16 protein-coding genes are annotated in these 16755 nt (G+C 62.9%); 1 reads left to right on the forward strand and 15 read right to left on the reverse strand.

The features are described from left to right. Nucleotides 1-2 precede the first annotated feature (2 nt). From NKJ89_RS23580 to NKJ89_RS23650, 15 genes are all read right to left on the reverse strand, one after another. Nucleotides 3-482, reverse strand: a complete 480-nt coding sequence (locus tag NKJ89_RS23580; protein WP_502904149.1) for a DUF2867 domain-containing protein — start codon at nucleotides 480-482, stop codon at nucleotides 3-5. A gap of 691 nt (nucleotides 483-1173) precedes the next feature. After that, nucleotides 1174-2580 (reverse strand): dihydrolipoyl dehydrogenase, encoded by a 1407-nt coding sequence (lpdA, locus tag NKJ89_RS23585; RefSeq protein WP_352606029.1) that lies wholly within the window; start codon nucleotides 2578-2580, stop codon nucleotides 1174-1176. A gap of 24 nt (nucleotides 2581-2604) precedes the next feature. Continuing rightward, the gene (locus tag NKJ89_RS23590) at nucleotides 2605-3360 is read right to left on the reverse strand and encodes an SDR family oxidoreductase (protein WP_352606031.1); all 756 of its coding nucleotides are present in this window, start codon (nucleotides 3358-3360) and stop codon (nucleotides 2605-2607) included. Continuing rightward, nucleotides 3357-3815 carry a hypothetical protein gene (locus tag NKJ89_RS23595; protein ID WP_352486150.1) on the reverse strand — a complete coding sequence of 153 codons (459 nt, stop codon included), beginning with the start codon at nucleotides 3813-3815 and terminating at the stop codon, nucleotides 3357-3359. Before NKJ89_RS23595 ends, NKJ89_RS23590 begins: the two co-directional genes overlap by 4 nt. A 118-nt stretch (nucleotides 3816-3933) precedes the next feature. After that, nucleotides 3934-5214 carry a 2-oxoglutarate dehydrogenase complex dihydrolipoyllysine-residue succinyltransferase gene (gene odhB, locus NKJ89_RS23600; RefSeq protein ID WP_023758899.1) on the reverse strand — a complete coding sequence of 427 codons (1281 nt, stop codon included), beginning with the start codon at nucleotides 5212-5214 and terminating at the stop codon, nucleotides 3934-3936. Nucleotides 5215-5281: 67 nt separating this feature from the next. Then, on the reverse strand, nucleotides 5282-8269 hold the full coding sequence (locus NKJ89_RS23605; RefSeq protein WP_352606033.1) for a 2-oxoglutarate dehydrogenase E1 component: 2988 nt from the start codon (nucleotides 8267-8269) through the stop codon (nucleotides 5282-5284). 132 nt (nucleotides 8270-8401) lie between these two features. Then, nucleotides 8402-9304, reverse strand: coding sequence for a succinate--CoA ligase subunit alpha (gene sucD / locus NKJ89_RS23610; protein ID WP_352606035.1), 903 nt, complete (start codon nucleotides 9302-9304; stop codon nucleotides 8402-8404). 27 nt (nucleotides 9305-9331) lie between these two features. Continuing rightward, nucleotides 9332-9748, reverse strand: a complete 417-nt coding sequence (locus NKJ89_RS23615) for a PIN domain-containing protein (protein WP_352606037.1) — start codon at nucleotides 9746-9748, stop codon at nucleotides 9332-9334. Beyond that, a complete protein-coding gene (locus NKJ89_RS23620; protein ID WP_352606039.1) occupies nucleotides 9675-9980 on the reverse strand; it encodes a hypothetical protein in 306 nt (101 codons plus the stop codon). The genes NKJ89_RS23615 and NKJ89_RS23620 overlap by 74 nt, the downstream gene beginning before the upstream one ends. Before the next feature lie 83 nt (nucleotides 9981-10063). Beyond that, nucleotides 10064-10561, reverse strand: a complete 498-nt coding sequence (locus tag NKJ89_RS23625; RefSeq protein ID WP_352606041.1) for a DUF1579 family protein — start codon at nucleotides 10559-10561, stop codon at nucleotides 10064-10066. 3 nt (nucleotides 10562-10564) lie between these two features. Continuing rightward, nucleotides 10565-10936: a cupin domain-containing protein gene (locus NKJ89_RS23630; RefSeq protein ID WP_023758905.1), complete on the reverse strand. Its 372-nt coding sequence runs from the start codon at nucleotides 10934-10936 to the stop codon at nucleotides 10565-10567. 4 nt (nucleotides 10937-10940) lie between these two features. Then, nucleotides 10941-12134 (reverse strand): ADP-forming succinate--CoA ligase subunit beta, encoded by a 1194-nt coding sequence (gene sucC / locus NKJ89_RS23635; protein ID WP_352606043.1) that lies wholly within the window; start codon nucleotides 12132-12134, stop codon nucleotides 10941-10943. A 16-nt stretch (nucleotides 12135-12150) separates the two neighbouring features. Beyond that, nucleotides 12151-13119 (reverse strand): malate dehydrogenase, encoded by a 969-nt coding sequence (mdh, locus tag NKJ89_RS23640; protein ID WP_352606045.1) that lies wholly within the window; start codon nucleotides 13117-13119, stop codon nucleotides 12151-12153. A gap of 497 nt (nucleotides 13120-13616) precedes the next feature. After that, the gene (gene zapE / locus NKJ89_RS23645; protein WP_352606047.1) at nucleotides 13617-14816 is read right to left on the reverse strand and encodes a cell division protein ZapE; all 1200 of its coding nucleotides are present in this window, start codon (nucleotides 14814-14816) and stop codon (nucleotides 13617-13619) included. Between the two features lie 40 nt (nucleotides 14817-14856). Continuing rightward, the gene (locus NKJ89_RS23650; RefSeq protein WP_023758909.1) at nucleotides 14857-15396 is read right to left on the reverse strand and encodes a protease inhibitor Inh/omp19 family protein; all 540 of its coding nucleotides are present in this window, start codon (nucleotides 15394-15396) and stop codon (nucleotides 14857-14859) included. 280 nt (nucleotides 15397-15676) lie between these two features. Between NKJ89_RS23650 and NKJ89_RS23655 the strand changes: the two genes are divergently transcribed. Further along, a complete protein-coding gene (locus NKJ89_RS23655) occupies nucleotides 15677-16696 on the forward strand; it encodes an MBL fold metallo-hydrolase (protein WP_352606049.1) in 1020 nt (339 codons plus the stop codon). The last annotated feature ends 59 nt before the right edge of the window (nucleotides 16697-16755 follow it).

Consider the following 16755-nt stretch of genomic DNA (forward strand, 5'->3'; position numbering starts at 1 on the left):
CTCTATTTGGTCAAAACCTGAGCCAGCATCGCCGGAACGATGATCCGGTGAAACGGCATGACAATCGCCAGATACGCGCGCCCGAGCCAATTGTGCGTCTTGACGATCGTCGTTGCGGCCACCTCCTGACGATTCATGCCGAGATCCCTGACTTCGACCAGGAGGCGGAAATCGAGATGCCGGTCGTCGAGGCCAAGCACGACCTTGCCGGGAAACTGGCTGATGAGCGGAAATATTCCGATCCGGCCAGCCGGCAACACCGCCGGCTCGTGGCCTGTCTTCAGCCCGAACGGCCTGACAGCAAGGTTGCGCAACGCCGTGAGCCTGCCGACCCATCGCGGCGTTCGCCCCAGGGCCCGTTCCGCCGCGCCGAGCGCGGTCAACGAAAGACCTTCGGTGACCAGCACATAGCGGTCGGCGAATTGGGCTCCGGCAAGAGCATCGAAGTGATTCGGAACAACCAGCACTGTGCGATTCATCATGGCAAATCCTCAGAAACGACCATAGCAGGCGCGAACGTGGCACACTGCGTGGCGAAACGACGCCATTTAGCCTCTAGAGAGGCAGGATTGCCCTTGTTTTTGGCGTTTTCCAACCCTAGCGTGAAACCAGTTAGGTGATTGCGCGTTAATTGGTGTTGATTGATATTTTTCATCCACGGAGGACAGTTTTATGGCGAACGCACCGAATCCAAACGACCCGTTCAATCCATCCACCAACACTCCGAGGCCAAGTGGCGGCGGCGGCGGCAGTGGTTGGCTGATTGCACTGGTCGTCGTTATTCTGGCGGTTGTCGCGTATTATGTTTTCGGAAGAAGTGGTGAGCACCCGGCACCGGCCGAGCCGCCGGCGGCCAGCACACCGGCCCCTGCACCCGCACCGGCGGAACCGATGAAGCCGGCCGAACCTGCGCCAGCCCCGGCACCAGCGCCTGCTCCGGCACCAGCGCCCGCGCCCGCGCCTGCTCCCGCGCCTGCTCCGGCCCCTGCGCCAGCGCCGGCCCAATAAATCGGCCCGACACCAAATACAAACGGCCCACTGAAAGGTGGGCCGTTTTGTTTAGGGCTATAGCGCCGGTCGCTCCCCGGCTTGAGCCAAGGATTCATGCCGCTAGGTTAGCCGAGAAATGCGGCTCCGCTCCGCCCCGGGACCACGAAGCGTTGATCGCCTTAGCTAAATGTGGAGCGGCTTGAAGAACGTCGCCAACGCCGCCTCCTTGACCGCTTCCGACATCGTCGGATGTGCGTGGCAGGTGCGGGCGAGATCCTCGGACGAGCCGCCGAACTCCATCAGCACCGCCGCCTCGTGGATCAGCTCGCCGGCGCCGAAGCCGACGATATGCACGCCGAGCACGCGGTCGCTCGTCTTGTCGGCGAGGATCTTCACAAAACCGTCGGTATGCAGCATGGCGCGTGCCCGGCCATTGGCGCTGAAGGGAAACTTTCCCACCTTGTAGTCAATGCCTGCCTTCTTCAGCTCTTCCTCGGTCTTGCCGACCGAGGCGATTTCCGGGCTTGTGTAGACGACGCTCGGAATAACGTCATAGTTCACGTGGCCGGCTTGGCCGGCAATGATTTCCGCCACCGCCACGCCCTCGTCCTCGGCCTTGTGCGCAAGCATCGGTCCGGCGATGACATCGCCGATAGCATAGATGCCGGGAACGTTGGTCCGCAGATGGCCATCGATCTTGACACGGCCGCGTTCGTCGACCTCGACGCCGGCTTCCTTCAGCCCGAGGCTGTCGGAATAGGCGCGGCGCCCCGTCGAAATCAGCACCGCGTCGGCTTCGATGGTCTCGGCGGCACCGCCCGTGACCGGCTCAAAAGTGACGGTCGCGCCCTTCTTGGCCTTGGCGACGCCGGTGACCTTGGCGCCGAGCTTGAACTCGAAACCCTGCTTCGACAAAAGCCGCTGGAACTGCTTGGAGACCTCGCCGTCCATCCCGCCCAGGATCGTGTCGAGGAACTCGACCACGGTGACCTTGGCGCCGAGCCGGGCCCACACCGAGCCGAGCTCGAGCCCGATAACCCCGCCTCCGACCACCACCAGATGGCCGGGCACCTTCTCCAGCGACAGCGCCCCGGTCGAAGACACGATCACATTCTCATCAATGTCGACCTTGACGCCGGGAATGCCGGCGACATCGGAGCCGGTGGCGATGACGATGTTCTTCGTCTCGATCTCCTCGACCTTGCCGTCCTCGCCGGTCACCGAGACCTTGCCGGCCGCGATCACCTTGCCGGTGCCGCGAAACGCGTCGATCTTGTTCTTCTTGAACAGGAAGGCGACGCCGTTGACGTTCGAAGACACCGTCGCGTCCTTGTGCGCCATCATCTTCTTCAGGTTCAGCTTCGGCGCCGGTATCTCGACGCCCAGCGTGTCGAAGGAATGCCCGGCCTCGGCGAACATCTCGGAGGCATGGAGCAGCGCCTTGGACGGGATGCAACCGATGTTGAGACAGGTGCCGCCGAAGGTCGCGTTCTTCTCGACCACCGCGACCTTCAGCCCGAGCTGCGCCGCCTTGATGGCGCAGACATAGCCGCCTGGTCCCGATCCGATGATAACGACGTCATAAGCCATGATACTGTCCTTCTTGATTGGGGCTCAGCGGCCGCCGCTGACATTCAGGATCGCGCCTGTCGTATAGGACGCGGCATCGGATAGGAGATGGAGAACCGCACCCGCGACTTCATTCGCGGTGCCCGCTCTTTTCATCGGCAGTATATCGCGGAACCGTTCTATCCTGTCCGGCTGCCCGCCAGAGGCATGGATCTCGGTGTCGATGAGGCCCGGCCGCACCGCATTGACGCGGATGCCTTCCAGCGCGACCTCACGGGCAAGCCCGATGGTAAAAGTGTCGATGGCACCCTTGGAGGCGGCATAGTCGACAAATTCGCCCGGCGAGCCCAATGTCGCTGCCGCCGACGAGATGTTGACGATGGATCCGCCCGAGCCGCCGTGGCGGGTCGACATGCGCTTGACCGCCTCGCGCGCGCAGAGGAACGAGCCGATGACGTTGATGCGCATCATGCGCTCGAGCCGCGCCACATCCATTTCATCGACGCGCGCCTTGACGTCGACGATGCCGGCATTGTTGACGAAGGCATCGAGCCGGCCATAGGCGCGGTCTACAGCGCCGAACATGGCCACGATATCGGACTCGGCGCCGACATCGCCCTTGACGGCAAAAGCCTCGCCGCCGCCGGCCTTGATCTCGGCGACCAGTGCGTCGGCGGCATTCCGGTTCGAAGCGTAGTTGATTCCCAGCCGGTAGCCGGCCTTCGAGCCGAGCCGGCAGATCGCCGCGCCAATGCCGCGGCTGCCGCCGGTGACCAGCAACACCTTTTGCGTCCCGCTCATTCCTGACATCCCTTCAAGGCAAATACATCCCACGGCACCTTCGAAAACCCGCTGCCGCCATAGGCCGAGGATTGGCGCAGCGACGGCCCGAGATCCGGCAGTATCAGCGTCTTAGGCGCCTCGACGCTTTCAGACGGCAGCAGCCCGATGCTGCCCTCGTCATCCGATGCGTAGATGACGCCATGCCAGGCCGTGCAGGCGGCAAGCTCCTCGCCGGTAACGTCGCCGTCCGGGCATTTGTACATGAGCGCGCCGTTGGGCCGCGACACGCCCTCGTTCCACATGACGATGCCGTTCAGCACGACATTGTTGTCGAGGATCATGCGGAACGTGTTGGTGACGGTCGCCGAGGTGCCGGTTGGCGTAAAATCGATCTCGCTGCCGCTTTGGGCATCGCCATAGACAGCGAGCCCGATCGGACAGGCGGCATGGGCGCCAGCGACGGCCAACGCCATGCCGCCCGCGATCGATACGAACGAAAGCACCCTAGAAAGGCTAAGGGAACAAATCGTCATTCTGCTGCGCAGATCCCTTCCCCCTGCCTACCGTTTAACAGCCGGATCGGCACCAATCCTAGAGATCGAGCACCAGCCGTTCCGGATCCTCCAGGCTTTCCTTGACGCGGACGAGGAAGGTCACCGCTTCCTTGCCATCGACGATGCGGTGATCGTAGCTGAGCGCCAGATACATCATCGGCCGGATCACGATCTGGCCGCCGACCACGACAGGCCGGTCCTGGATCTTGTGCATGCCCAGGATGCCCGACTGCGGCGCGTTGAGGATCGGCGTCGACATCAGCGACCCGTAAACGCCGCCATTGGAGATCGTGAACGTGCCACCTTGCATGTCGGCGACCGACAGCTTGCCGTCGCGCGCGGCGATGCCCAGCCGGCCGATGTCCTTTTCGATCTCGGCGATCGACATCTGGTCGGCATTGCGCACGACCGGCACGACCAAGCCCTTTTCGGTGCCGACGGCGACGCCGATATGGGCGTAGTTCTTGAAGATGATATCGGTGCCGTCGATCTCTGCATTGACCGAAGGGATTTCCTTCAAGGCGTGGGTCACGGCCTTGGTGAAGAAGCCCATGAAGCCGAGCTTCACGCCATGCTTCTTCTCGAACACGTCCTTGTACTTGGCCCTGAGTGCCATCACCGCTGACATGTCGACCTCGTTGAAGGTGGTCAGCATGGCGGCGGTCGACTGCGCTTCCTTGAGACGGCGCGCGATCGTCTGGCGCAGCTTGGTCATGCGCACACGTTCCTCGCGCGATGCGTCGTCGCCAGAGGACGGCGCGCGCATGGCAACCGGTGCCGGTGTGGCCTTGGGTGTCTCGGCCGGCTGCGATGGCGCACCCTTGGAAATGGCGTCGAGCACGTCGCCCTTCAGCACCTGGCCGCGCTTGCCCGAACCCGAGAGCTGGTCGACCGAGAGATTGTGTTCGGCGATCAGTTTCGCCGCCGCCGGCGCCGGCGGCATGCTGCGCGGCTCGACCGGTCCGGCATCGCCGGCAATCTTGGCGGTCTCGGCCGCCGCCTGCTTGCCAGTCGATGCTGCATCCGGCGACGAGGCCTGCGACACCGCCTGCGGCTTGGTCGCAGTCGCTGCGGCCGCGCCATCTGCCGAAATCGAACCCAGCAGTGCGCCGACGCCGACCGTCTCGCCTTCCTTGACGGTGATTTCGCTCAGCGTCCCGGCGGCGGCGGCGGGCACTTCCACCGTCACCTTGTCAGTTTCGAGCTCGACCAAAGGCTCATCGGCGGCAATGGCATCGCCGACCTTCTTGAACCATTTGCCGATGGTCGCTTCGGTGACGGATTCGCCGAGAGTGGGAACGCGGATTTCGGTAGCCATTGTGCCTGTCCGTTTCTGGTCGGTTCTGTTTTGTCAGCCCAATTCTGCTCTATTGGGGCGCTCTGTTCTATTCACCAAGCGCGTCTTCGAGCAAGGCGGCGAGCTGGGCAAGGTGCTTGGACATCAACCCGGTCGCCGGCGAGGCAGCCGCCGGGCGGCCGGTGTAGCGCACCCGCTGATGCTTGGCGTCGATATGCGCCAGCACCCATTCCAGATACGGGTCGATGAACGACCAGGCACCCATGTTCTTGGGCTCCTCCTGGCACCACACCATCTCCGCATTGCGGAAGCGCGACAGTTCGGTGATCAGCGCCTTGGCCGGGAACGGATAGAGCTGTTCGACGCGCAGCAGATAGATGTCGTTGATGCCGCGCTTCTCGCGCTCCTCGTAGAGATCGTAATAGACCTTGCCCGAGCACAGCACGACGCGGCGGATTTTCGAATCCTTGGTGAGCTTGATCGCCTGGTTGGGCAGCAGCTGGGCATCGTCCCAAAGCAGCCGGTGGAACGAGCTTTCGCCCGACATTTCCGGCAGCGTCGACACCGCCCGCTTGTGGCGCAGCAGCGACTTCGGCGTCATCAGGATAAGCGGCTTGCGGAAGTCGCGCTTCAGCTGCCGGCGCAGGATGTGGAAGTAGTTGGCCGGCGTCGTGCAGTTGGCGACTTGCATATTGTCTTCGGCGCAAAGCTGCAGGAAGCGCTCGAGCCGGGCCGAGGAGTGTTCCGGGCCCTGGCCTTCATAGCCATGGGGCAACAGGCACACGAGGCCCGACATTCGGAGCCACTTGCGCTCTCCTGACGAGATAAACTGGTCGAACACCACCTGGGCGCCGTTGGCGAAGTCGCCGAACTGGGCTTCCCACAGCGTCAGCGCCTTCGGCTCAGCCAGGCTGTAGCCATATTCGAAGCCCAGCACCGCCTCTTCCGACAGCATCGAGTTGATGACTTCGTAGCCGGCCTGTGCGGCCGACAGATTGTTGAGCGGGATGTAGCGGGTTTCGTCGCGCTGGTCGTAGAGCACGGAATGGCGCTGCGAGAAGGTGCCGCGTTCGGAATCCTGCCCCGACAGGCGGATCGGATTGCCGTCGAGCAGGATGGCGCCGAAGGCCAGCGCCTCCGCCGTCGACCAGTCGATGCCTTCGCCGGATTCGATCGCCTGGCGGCGGTTTTCGAGGAAGCGGATGATCGTCTTGTGCGCCTCGAAATCCTTCGGCACCTCGGTCAGCTTCTTGCCGATTTCCTTCAGCGTTTTGACCGGCACGGCGGTCTTGCCGCGCCGCTGTTCATCCTGGTTGTCGGCCGTGCGCAGGCCCGACCAGGCACCGTCGAGCCAATCGGCCTTGTTGGGCTTGTAATGCTGGCCGACTTCCCATTCGGATTCCAGATGCGCGCGCCAATCGGCCCTCATCCGGTCGAATTCGGCCTGGGTGATGTGGCCTTCGGCAATCAGGCGGTCGGCGTATATCTGTACCGTGGTCTTGTGGGTGCGGATGTTGCGATACATGATCGGCTGGGTGAAGGCCGGTTCGTCGCCTTCATTGTGGCCGAAGCGGCGGTAGCAGAACATGTCGACCACTACCGGCTTGTGGAACTTCATGCGGAATTCGATCGCCACCTTGGTGGCGTGCACCACGGCTTCCGGGTCGTCGCCATTGACGTGGAAGATCGGCGCCTCGATCATCTTGGCCACATCGGACGGATAGGGCGACGAGCGCGAGAAGCGCGGATTGGTGGTGAAGCCGATCTGGTTGTTGATGATGAAATGCAGCGTGCCGGCGACGCGGTGGCCGCGCAGGCCGGACAGGCCGAGGATTTCGGCGATCACGCCCTGGCCGGCGAAGGCGGCGTCGCCGTGCAGCAAGAGCGGCAGCACCTTGGCGCGCTCTTCCAGCGGCACGATTTCCTCGCGGCTGCGGCCGAACAGATAATCCTGCTTGGCGCGCGCCTTGCCCATCACCACCGGATCGACGATTTCCAGATGCGAGGGGTTGGCGGTCAAGGACAGATGCACCTTGTTGCCGTCGAACTCGCGGTCCGACGAGGCGCCGAGATGGTACTTGACGTCGCCCGAACCCTCGACTTCGTCGGGCGCGGCCGAGCCGCCCTTGAATTCGTGGAAGATGGCGCGGTGCGGCTTGGCCATCACCTGGGACAGCACGTTCAGCCGGCCGCGATGCGCCATGCCGAGCACGATCTCCTTCATGCCGAGTTGGCCGCCGCGCTTGATGATCTGCTCCAGCGCCGGGATCAACGCTTCACTGCCATCGAGGCCGAAACGCTTGGTGCCCTTGTACTTGACGTCGATGAACTGTTCGAAACCTTCGGATTCGACCAGCTTCTGCAGGATCGCCTTCTTGCCGGTGGCGGTGAAGGAGATCTCCTTGTCGGCGCCCTCGATGCGCGCCTGGATCCAGGCTTTTTCCTCAGGATCGGAAATATGCATGAACTCGACGCCCAGCGTCGAGCAATAGGTGCGGGTGAGGATTTCCAGCATTTGCCGGATGCTGCCGAATTCAAGCCCGAGCACATTGTCGAGGAAGATCGGCCGGTCGTAATCGGCTTCGGTGAAGCCGTAATTTTCCGGCGACAATTCGTTGTAGTCCTCGAGCGGCTTGGCGATGCCGAGCGGGTCGAGATTGGCATGCAGATGGCCGCGCATGCGGTAGGCGCGGATCATCATGATGGCGCGCACGGAATCGCGCGTCGCCTGGTGTACGTCGGCATCGGAAAGCACGACACCGTTGGTGACCGCCTTGTCCTTGACCTTCTTTTCGATGGTTTTCTCGACGATGCCCCAATTGCCGTCTAGCGCCGAGACCAGTTCGCCATTGGCCTGCAGCGGCCAGGACGGCTTCGCCCAGGAGGCGCCCTTGGCGTTCCTGCGCACATCGCCAGCATCGTCCTTCAGCCCGGCGAAGAACTCCTGCCATTCGGCATTTACCGAGGCTGGATCGTCCTCATAGGCGGCGTAGAGCGCGTCGATGTAATCGGCATTGCCGCCATAGAGGAAAGAGGTGAGCGAAAACTGGTCGTTGGCCTGATCTTGTCTTGCCATTTTTTGTCCGCGGAGCCCGGCTCCGTCTCCTGTTTGAGCGAATAGGGAGTAGCGAATAGCGAGTAGGGATTGCCCCGTGGTCGCACCGCTACTCTGTTTTCCCTATTCGCTATTCACTACTCGCTACTCGCTTTAACTCTTGATCGCCTCGACCAGGGTTGTGCCCAGCCTTGCCGGCGAGGGCGATACCTTGATGCCGGCCGATTCCATTGCCGCGATCTTGTCCTCGGCGCCGCCCTTGCCGCCGGAGATGACCGCGCCCGCATGACCCATGGTGCGGCCGGCCGGCGCGGTGCGCCCGGCGATGAAGCCGGCCATCGGCTTCTTGCGGCCACGCTTGGCTTCGTCCTTGAGGAACTGCGCGGCATCTTCCTCGGCCGAACCGCCGATCTCGCCGATCATGATGATCGACCTGGTCTCGTCGTCGGCGAGGAACATCTCGAGCACGTCGATGAACTCGGTGCCCTTGACGGGGTCGCCGCCAATACCGACGGCGGTGGTCTGGCCGAGGCCGACATTGGTGGTCTGGAACACTGCCTCATAGGTAAGCGTTCCCGAGCGCGAAACAACGCCGACCGAACCCTTGCGGAAGATGTTTCCGGGCATGATGCCGATCTTGCATTCGTTGGGCGTCAAGACGCCCGGGCAGTTCGGGCCGATCAGCCTCGAGGTCGAGCGGTCGAGCCGCGCCTTGACCCTGATCATGTCCATCACCGGTATGCCTTCGGTGATGCAGATGATCAGCGGGATCTCGGCCTCGATCGCCTCCAGGATGGCTTCGGCGGCGCCCGCCGGCGGCACATAGACGACTGAAGCGTTGGCGCCGGTCTTCTCCTTGCCCTCGGCGACGGTGGCGAAGATCGGCAGGCTTTCGCCCTTCGAGCCGGTCCAGGTCTCGCCGCCCTTCTTGGGATGGATGCCGCCGATCATCTTGGTGCCGTGATAGGCCAGCGCCTGTTCAGTGTGGAACGTGCCGGTCTTGCCGGTCAGGCCCTGCACCAGCACCTTGGTGTTCTTGTCGACGAGAATGGACATGGGTGATAACGCCTCTGGATTCAGCGATTACAAGAAAGGATTGACGGCTCGTACCGAGCCATAAACCTGGTTGTGGTTGAGATCCTCGGTGTAGAAAATCGGCGCACCGAGATAGACGGCCGCGGCGAGAAGCGCGGCGTCGTAGTAGTGAATTCCGAAACGGCGCGCGAGGTCCAGCCCAGAACGGACGTAGCTTTCGTCGACGGGCACCAAAGGACAGGTCCCGAGGAGAACCAGCCACTGGTCGAGCCGGTCATCGCCCAGGAGGGATTTCGCTCGCGACACTGCGGCGAATTCGGCCAAAGTTTGCCCCGACAAGCCAAAGATGGTGCTCGATACCAGTTCTGCGGCGATCGGCGCGCGGCGTGGATCACGATTCTTCTCCGAAGCCGCGTAGATCAGGACGTTCGTGTCGAGAAAGCAATCGATCCTCCCGGTCGGCATAGGCGTCCCTTCGATCCCACTTGTAAGGGGTGTCGGCGCTGTCGCCCCGTCTCGCGGCCTCGTCCATGAGTCGCTGCATTCCCGCCTTGGCCCAGGCCATCCGGTCTTCCTGCTCGACTTCATGCGCAAGCAGTGAACGAACGAGGGCATTGAGCGTGGTGTTGCGACGTCCGGCAAGGCCTCGCGCCTTTTCGAGCAAAGCCTCGTCCATGGCTAGGGTGACATTCTTCATCGCTTGTCTCCACATAAATACACAGCCAATATATGTGTGATTATGTGTATTTTTTCAACCGCCATGCCCACGATCTGCATCGCTCAGCCTTCCCCTAACTCGGAAGGCGAGACGCGCCGGTAAACGCCGCTCACCATGTCCTGCCAGGCATCGCTGCCGGCAGGTTTGAATTGCAATCGCATGCGGTAGGCGTCGGCACCGTCGAAAACATACGTCACGCGCGCGACGCCGCGCGGCGACGACCGCTCCAGAGTGAGTTCGTTGCCGCTCCACGTGCCCGTGGCCGGCGCCGCCGGCACGAAGCCCATCGAGTCGAACTGATGCATGGTGGCGATGCTGTTTTGCTGGTCGAAGCCAAACACGCTGTGCGCGCCGAACGAGACCGTGCCGTCGCGACGCTGGCGATAGCGCTGCACCACGAACAGCCCGCCGAACTGTGCCTCAGCCAACACTTCGGAAGTCGCTGTGCCGGCATCGGTCCATTGGGTTGCCGCCACCTCTTCCTCACCACGCCACGCGCCAACCAGCGCCTGCAGGCGCTGGTGATCGGCCGAGAGCGAGGAGAAGGCGGCTGCGTTCATGGGTCAGAGCCGCTTCAGGTCGGAGACGGTGAGGTCGCTCTTGGCGTTGCCGGTGTTGAGCGTCGTCGCCGGCTCGAACATCAGCACCACGGGCTCCGAAGTCAGCGAGCGCGGCCTGTGCTCGACGCCGCGCGGCACGACGATGAAATCGCCCTCGCCAAGCTCGACCGGACCGTCGCGAAAATCGATGGCAATGCGCCCACGCAGCACGAGGAAGGCCTCGTCCTCATTGTCATGCGCGTGCCAGTCGAAGGATTCGCCGAACTTGGCGACCTTGGCCTGGCTGTCATTGATGTCGCCGGCAATGTGCGGATCGAAGACCTTGCTGATCTTCGCATCCGCCGCCTCGACCAGATTTATCTTGCGCGGAGGCATCCGCTCAGCCCTTCACCGCCGCAACGATCTTCTTGGCCGCGTCGTCGAGATCATCGGCCGACACCACGTTGAGGCCGCTATCGTTGATGATCTTCTTGCCGAGCTCGGCATTGGTGCCTTCCAGGCGCACCACCAGCGGCACTTCAAGCCCGACTTCCTTGACCGCAGCAATCACGCCCTCGGCAATGATGTCGCACTTCATGATGCCGCCGAAGATGTTGATCAGGATACCCTTGACCGCCGGATCCTTGGTGATGATCTTGAACGCCGCTGTCACTTTTTCCTTCGACGCACCGCCGCCGACATCGAGGAAGTTGGCCGGTTCGGCGCCATAGAGCTTGATGATGTCCATCGTCGCCATGGCAAGGCCGGCGCCGTTGACCATGCAGCCAATATTGCCGTCGAGCGCGACGTAGGCGAGGTCGTATTTCGACGCCTCGATCTCCTTCTCGTCCTCTTCGGTGGTGTCGCGCAGTTCGAGCACGTCCGGGTGGCGGAACAGCGCGTTGTTGTCGAACGACACTTTTGCGTCGAGCACGCGCAGCCGCCCGCTCTTCATGACGATCAGCGGATTGACCTCGAGCAGGCGCATGTCCTTCTCGACGAAGGCCTTGTAGAGGATCGGGAACAGCGTATCGCCGTCCTTGGCCGCGTCGCCGTCGAGCTTCAGCGCGCCGTTGAGCGCCTTCAGATCGGCCGATGTGACGCCCTTTTCCGGATCGATGGCGACGGTGATGATCTTTTCCGGCGTGTCATGCGCGACCGCTTCGATGTCCATGCCGCCTTCGGTCGAGACGACGAAAGCAACGCGGCCGACCGAGCGGTCGACGAGGATCGACAGGTAGAGTTCGCGCTCGATGTCGGCGCCGTCCTCGATGTAGAGGCGGTTGACCTGCTTGCCGGCCGGGCCGGTTTGCTTGGTCACCAGCGTATTGCCCAGCATCTCATTGGCGTTGGTGACGACGTCGGCGACCGACTTCGCCAGCCGCACACCGCCCTTGGCATCCGGGCCGAGCTCCTTGAATTTGCCCTTGCCGCGGCCGCCGGCATGGATCTGGCTCTTCACCACATAAAGCGGACCGGGGAGCGCCTTGGCGGCGGCTTCCGCTTCGTTCGCCTTGAACACCGGTACGCCCTCGGCCACCGGCGCGCCGAACGACTTCAGCAGCGCCTTGCCCTGATACTCATGGATGTTCATCTGGATTTTCTCCGGGTTACTTGGCGGCGAGCTGCGGTGCGATCTTGACGCAGGCCTCGGTCAGGCCCTGCACCGTCGCCACCGAACTGTCGAACATCTTCTGCTCGCTCTTGTTCAGGTCGATCTCGATGATGCGCTCGACGCCGCCGGCGCCGATCACCACGGGAACGCCGACATAGGTGTTCTTGACGCCATACTGGCCGGAAAGATACGCGGCGCACGGCAGCACGCGCTTCTTGTCCTTGAGGTAGGCTTCGGCCATCGAGATCGCCGAGGCGGCCGGCGCGTAATAGGCCGAGCCGGTCTTGAGCAGGCCGACGATCTCGGCGCCGCCGTCGCGGGTGCGCTGTACGATCTGGTCGAGCTTTTCCTTCGAGGTCCAGCCCATCTTGATGAGGTCGGGCAGCGGAATGCCCGACACCGTCGAATAGCGGATCATCGGCACCATGGAATCGCCGTGGCCGCCGAGCACGAAGGCGGTGACGTCCTCGACCGAGACCTTGAATTCCTCAGCCAGGAAATAGCGGAAGCGCGCACTGTCGAGCACACCGGCCATGCCGACGACATGGCTCTTGGGCAGGCCGGAGAACTTCTGCAGCGCCCAGACCATGGCGTCGAGAGGATTGGTGATGCAAATGACGAAGGCCTTCGGTGCGTACTTCTTCAGTCCGGCGCCGACCTGCTCCATGACCTTGAGGTTGATGCCCAGAAGGTCGTCTCGGCTCATGCCAGGCTTGCGCGGCACGCCGGCGGTGACGATGCAGACATCGGCACCCTCGATACCGGCATAGTCGTTGATGCCGGTGAGGCGGCTGTCGAAGCCATCGACGGGCGACGACTGCGCGATATCGAGCCCCTTGCCTTGCGGGATACCTTCGGCAATATCGAACAGCACCACGTCGCCGAGGTCCTTGAGGCCGATCATATGGGCGAGCGTGCCGCCGATCATGCCAGAGCCGATGAGCGCTATCTTGTTGCGTGCCATGTCAGGATGTTTTCCCTTTGTCGGTGACGGTGTCTCAAATCTTTTAACGACTTGATGGCACGTCGAAGAAGAGGCTGGAATGCTGTGAGGACCCGCGAGATTTTCGCCGCACCCAATAGCCTCGGAGCGGCATAAATTCAAACGATTATTTTGAGGCGAGCATTTTCAATCGGTTAGAGTGATTGGGATTTACGTAAACGTCAAAGTTTGTAAGCCGACTTGCGGGAATTTACACAATCGCCATGGAAATCAGAAGGCTATATATGCCGGAGATGACGCCCTTGTGATGCGGGCACCAAATCTCTCCCCTCGAGGGGAGATGTCGCCAAAGGCGAAGGGGGTCGTCACGCGTGGAGCGCTGGCGCCATCTGTGCCGCGCCCAGTCGAACCAACGCCCTCTGGCCTGCCGGCCATCTCCCCCTCAAGGAAGGAGATCGATCGTCGCGCCGGTTTCGCCAACCGTCAACGATGCAAGAGGGGAACCTACGTCTCTGAGCCTACGCCTGCGCCTGCTGCGCTTCTGGCGCCGCCTTCACCTTCTGCCGCTCCGCCCAATCCTCCAGCCATTCGTGGCTCTGCATCTCGATCAGGCGCGATGCCGTGCGCTCGAATTCGAAGACCTCGACGCCACGCTTTGCGAGATAAAGCTGCGGCGGTGGAGCCTCCGCACTCATCACCAGCCGCACATGATGGTCATAAAGCGTGTCGATCAACAGGATGAAGCGCTTGGCCTCGTTGCGCTTGCCTTCGCCGAGCACCGGGACATGGTCGACGAAGATGGTCGAAAAGCGCCCGGCGATCGCCAGGTAGTCGCGTGCCCCAAGCGGCCTTTCGCAGAGATCTGCGAAGGAAAACCGCGCCGCATCGCCTGCTGCGCGCGGCACGACCACTTGCCGGCCCTTGAGGGTCAGCGAGGTCTCCGTAATCGGCACGCCACGCGTCATGGTTTGCCAGGCCTCGTCGAGTATCTGGTCGGCCGCCGCACCGGCCGGCGTGACATAGACCGGCATGCGGGCGAACTTTTCCAGCCGGTAGTCCTTGTCGGCGTCGAGTGCCAGCACCTGTGCATGCCGCTCCAGAATGCCGATGAAGGGCAGGAAAAGCTGGCGGTTCAGCCCTTCTCTATAAAGATCTTCCGGCGCCACGTTCGAGGTGGCGACCAGCACCACGCCGTTGGCAAACAGCGCCGAAAACAGCCGCGACAGGATCATCGCGTCGGCAATGTCGGTGACCGAGAACTCGTCGAAGCACAGCACCCAGGCCTGCTCGGCAAGCGCCTTGGCGACGGGCGGGATCGGATCGTCTTCCCTGACGTCACCGTTCTTGCGCGCCTGCCGGTGCTTCTGGATGCGGTCCTGGACATCGGCCATGAAGTCGTTGAAGTGGACGCGGCGTTTGCGCCGTACCGGCACAAGCTCGAAGAACATGTCCATCAGCATGGTCTTGCCGCGGCCGACGCCGCCATGGATGTAGAGCCCTTTGACGGCCTCGTGCGTTCCGCGCTTGCGGGCAAACAGCCAGCCCAGCGCGCTGGACTTCTGTGCCAGCCGCTTGGCCGAAATCTCATCGGTCAGCCGGTCAAGCGCAGCTGCGATCCGCTCCTGTAGCGGATCGCGTTCGATCGCCCCCGTTTCCACCAGATGGTCGTAACGCTGCCTGACGGTCGCATGGATCTGGAGGCCGTCACGCAGATGCATCGGTCATGTCGTTCCGGAGCAATTTCCAGGAAAAATATGTCTATCTTGTAAGCGAAATCGGCTGGCCGTTCGAAGTCTGGCCGTCGAATTTCGAGCCGCCCGAGGAATAGAGCCGCGCCAGCGCACCGCCATTCTCGTCATAAAGCGTCAGTTGCTTGCCGGCGACGTTCCACGACTTGATGCCGTCGATCGGTGCCGGGCAATGCAGCGGCCCGGCGCGGAAGCCGGCACCGAACTTGGTCTGCGGCGTCGCCACCTTGCAGCTCTGGCCCGAAACGCTGGCATTCCAGACGCCGGCGACGCTGGCGGCATTGAGATCCGAGGCTCCGGCGGGCGCCGTACCGTCCGGCGGCAGCGAGGCCACCTGCGTATTCGCCGGCGCGGTCGGGAATTGCGACGGGTCCGTGGTGCCGGGCGACGCCGGCGGCGGTAGCTGGTTCGCGGTCACCTTGCCGGCGGGCGCGGCCTCCAGCGGTGCCGGCTGCTGATCGCCCATCGACGAGAAACGTGAGGTCGAACAGCCGCTCGCAACGAGCGCGGCCAGCGATACGGCCACCAGGCCGGTTTTCGAAAAAGTCATTCCAACCTCCGTCGGATCCGGCTGGGGGGAAGCCGTCCGCACAATCTCACCTCCACCAAGATGGAGAAGGTGGCGAAATTTCAACCCGATATGGTTAAAATACGGTTTGCAGCAAGATTTGTTGCAAATTTGTCGCAATCGCGATGGTACGGGCCACTGTCGCGCGTCGCCCTGAGGTCCCGGTTGACACTGGCCGCCCCCTGGCATTCGGCGGTCACACGCTTGCGCAAGCAGGCACAGCGCCTATGTCAGGGAGACGCAACCTGCCGGAGCCGCAAAATTGGCCGCGAGAAAGAGAGCCGCCAATCGCTACTATAGCGGCCCGCCCAGCGATCATTTCGACGGCACCTTGTTCTTCAATCCCGACGGCCAGCTGCCCGGCCGTTTCGCCGACCTGCTGAAATGGCAGTTGAATGGCAAGCGCTCGAAATGGCCGGCGACGAATCCAAGCCCCTTCCCGCAGGCAAAGCCGGCCGCGAGCGTCGAAGGCGCCGCGCTTGATGTGACGATGGTGGGCCATTCCAGCTTGCTGATCCAGACGGCCGGTCTGAACATCCTGACCGACCCGGTCTGGTCGCAGCGCGCGTCGCCGCTTTTCTTTGCCGGTCCACGGCGCATCAATCCGCCAGGCATCGCTTTCGCCGACCTGCCGCCGATCGACCTCGTGCTGGTCAGCCACAATCATTACGACCATCTCGACCTCGCCACGCTGAAGCGGCTGAAGGCCGGCCACGACCCGCTGGTGCTCACTCCGCTCGGCAACGATACCCTGATTGGCGATGCGATTCCCGGCATGCGGCTGTCGGCGCACGATTGGGGCGACAGGGTCGAGGTCGGCAATGGCGTCGTCGTCCATGTCGAGCCGGCGCACCACTGGTCGGCGCGGGGCGCCCGCGACCGGCGCATGGCGCTGTGGGCCGGCTTCGTCGTCGGGACGCCGAACGGCAAACTCTATTTCGCCGGCGACACCGGCTTCCACGGCGGCATCAACTATCGGCTGATGGCCGAGAAACATGGCGGCTTCCGCTTCGCCATCCTGCCGATCGGTGCCTATGAGCCGCGCTGGTTCATGGCGCCGCAGCACCAGAATCCGGAGGAGGCGGTGCAAGGCATGACATTGTGCAACGCCGCTTTCGCCGCCGGCTGCCACTGGGGCACTTTCCAGCTCACCGACGAACCGATCGACGAGCCGGCGCGAAAACTGACCGAGGCGCTTGATGACCAAGGCGTCCCACGAGAGCGCTTTCGCGCCTTGCGGCCCGGCGAGGTCTGGAGCGTGCCCGAGATCGGGCGCGACTGACGTCTGCATTGGCCATTTACGCCCCGGTCATTTTCGCAGATGGTCAGCCTAACGGGCAA

The organism is Mesorhizobium sp. M0047, from assembly GCF_040323315.1.
Lineage (GTDB): Bacteria > Pseudomonadota > Alphaproteobacteria > Rhizobiales > Rhizobiaceae > Mesorhizobium.

Bases quoted from the DNA above. Each gene is read 5' to 3' on its own strand.
- NKJ89_RS23580 (WP_502904149.1), bottom strand. From the start codon at position 482: ATGATGAATCGCACAGTGCTGGTTGTTCCGAATCACTTCGATGCTCTT.
- lpdA (WP_352606029.1), bottom strand. From the start codon at position 2,580: ATGGCTTATGACGTCGTTATCATCGGATCGGGACCAGGCGGCTATGTC.
- NKJ89_RS23590 (WP_352606031.1), bottom strand. From the start codon at position 3,360: ATGAGCGGGACGCAAAAGGTGTTGCTGGTCACCGGCGGCAGCCGCGGC.
- NKJ89_RS23595 (WP_352486150.1), bottom strand. From the start codon at position 3,815: ATGGCGTTGGCCGTCGCTGGCGCCCATGCCGCCTGTCCGATCGGGCTC.
- odhB (WP_023758899.1), bottom strand. From the start codon at position 5,214: ATGGCTACCGAAATCCGCGTTCCCACTCTCGGCGAATCCGTCACCGAA.
- NKJ89_RS23605 (WP_352606033.1), bottom strand. From the start codon at position 8,269: ATGGCAAGACAAGATCAGGCCAACGACCAGTTTTCGCTCACCTCTTTC.
- sucD (WP_352606035.1), bottom strand. From the start codon at position 9,304: ATGTCCATTCTCGTCGACAAGAACACCAAGGTGCTGGTGCAGGGCCTG.
- NKJ89_RS23615 (WP_352606037.1), bottom strand. From the start codon at position 9,748: ATGCCGACCGGGAGGATCGATTGCTTTCTCGACACGAACGTCCTGATC.
- NKJ89_RS23620 (WP_352606039.1), bottom strand. From the start codon at position 9,980: ATGAAGAATGTCACCCTAGCCATGGACGAGGCTTTGCTCGAAAAGGCG.
- NKJ89_RS23625 (WP_352606041.1), bottom strand. From the start codon at position 10,561: ATGAACGCAGCCGCCTTCTCCTCGCTCTCGGCCGATCACCAGCGCCTG.
- NKJ89_RS23630 (WP_023758905.1), bottom strand. From the start codon at position 10,936: ATGCCTCCGCGCAAGATAAATCTGGTCGAGGCGGCGGATGCGAAGATC.
- sucC (WP_352606043.1), bottom strand. From the start codon at position 12,134: ATGAACATCCATGAGTATCAGGGCAAGGCGCTGCTGAAGTCGTTCGGC.
- mdh (WP_352606045.1), bottom strand. From the start codon at position 13,119: ATGGCACGCAACAAGATAGCGCTCATCGGCTCTGGCATGATCGGCGGC.
- zapE (WP_352606047.1), bottom strand. From the start codon at position 14,816: ATGCATCTGCGTGACGGCCTCCAGATCCATGCGACCGTCAGGCAGCGT.
- NKJ89_RS23650 (WP_023758909.1), bottom strand. From the start codon at position 15,396: ATGACTTTTTCGAAAACCGGCCTGGTGGCCGTATCGCTGGCCGCGCTC.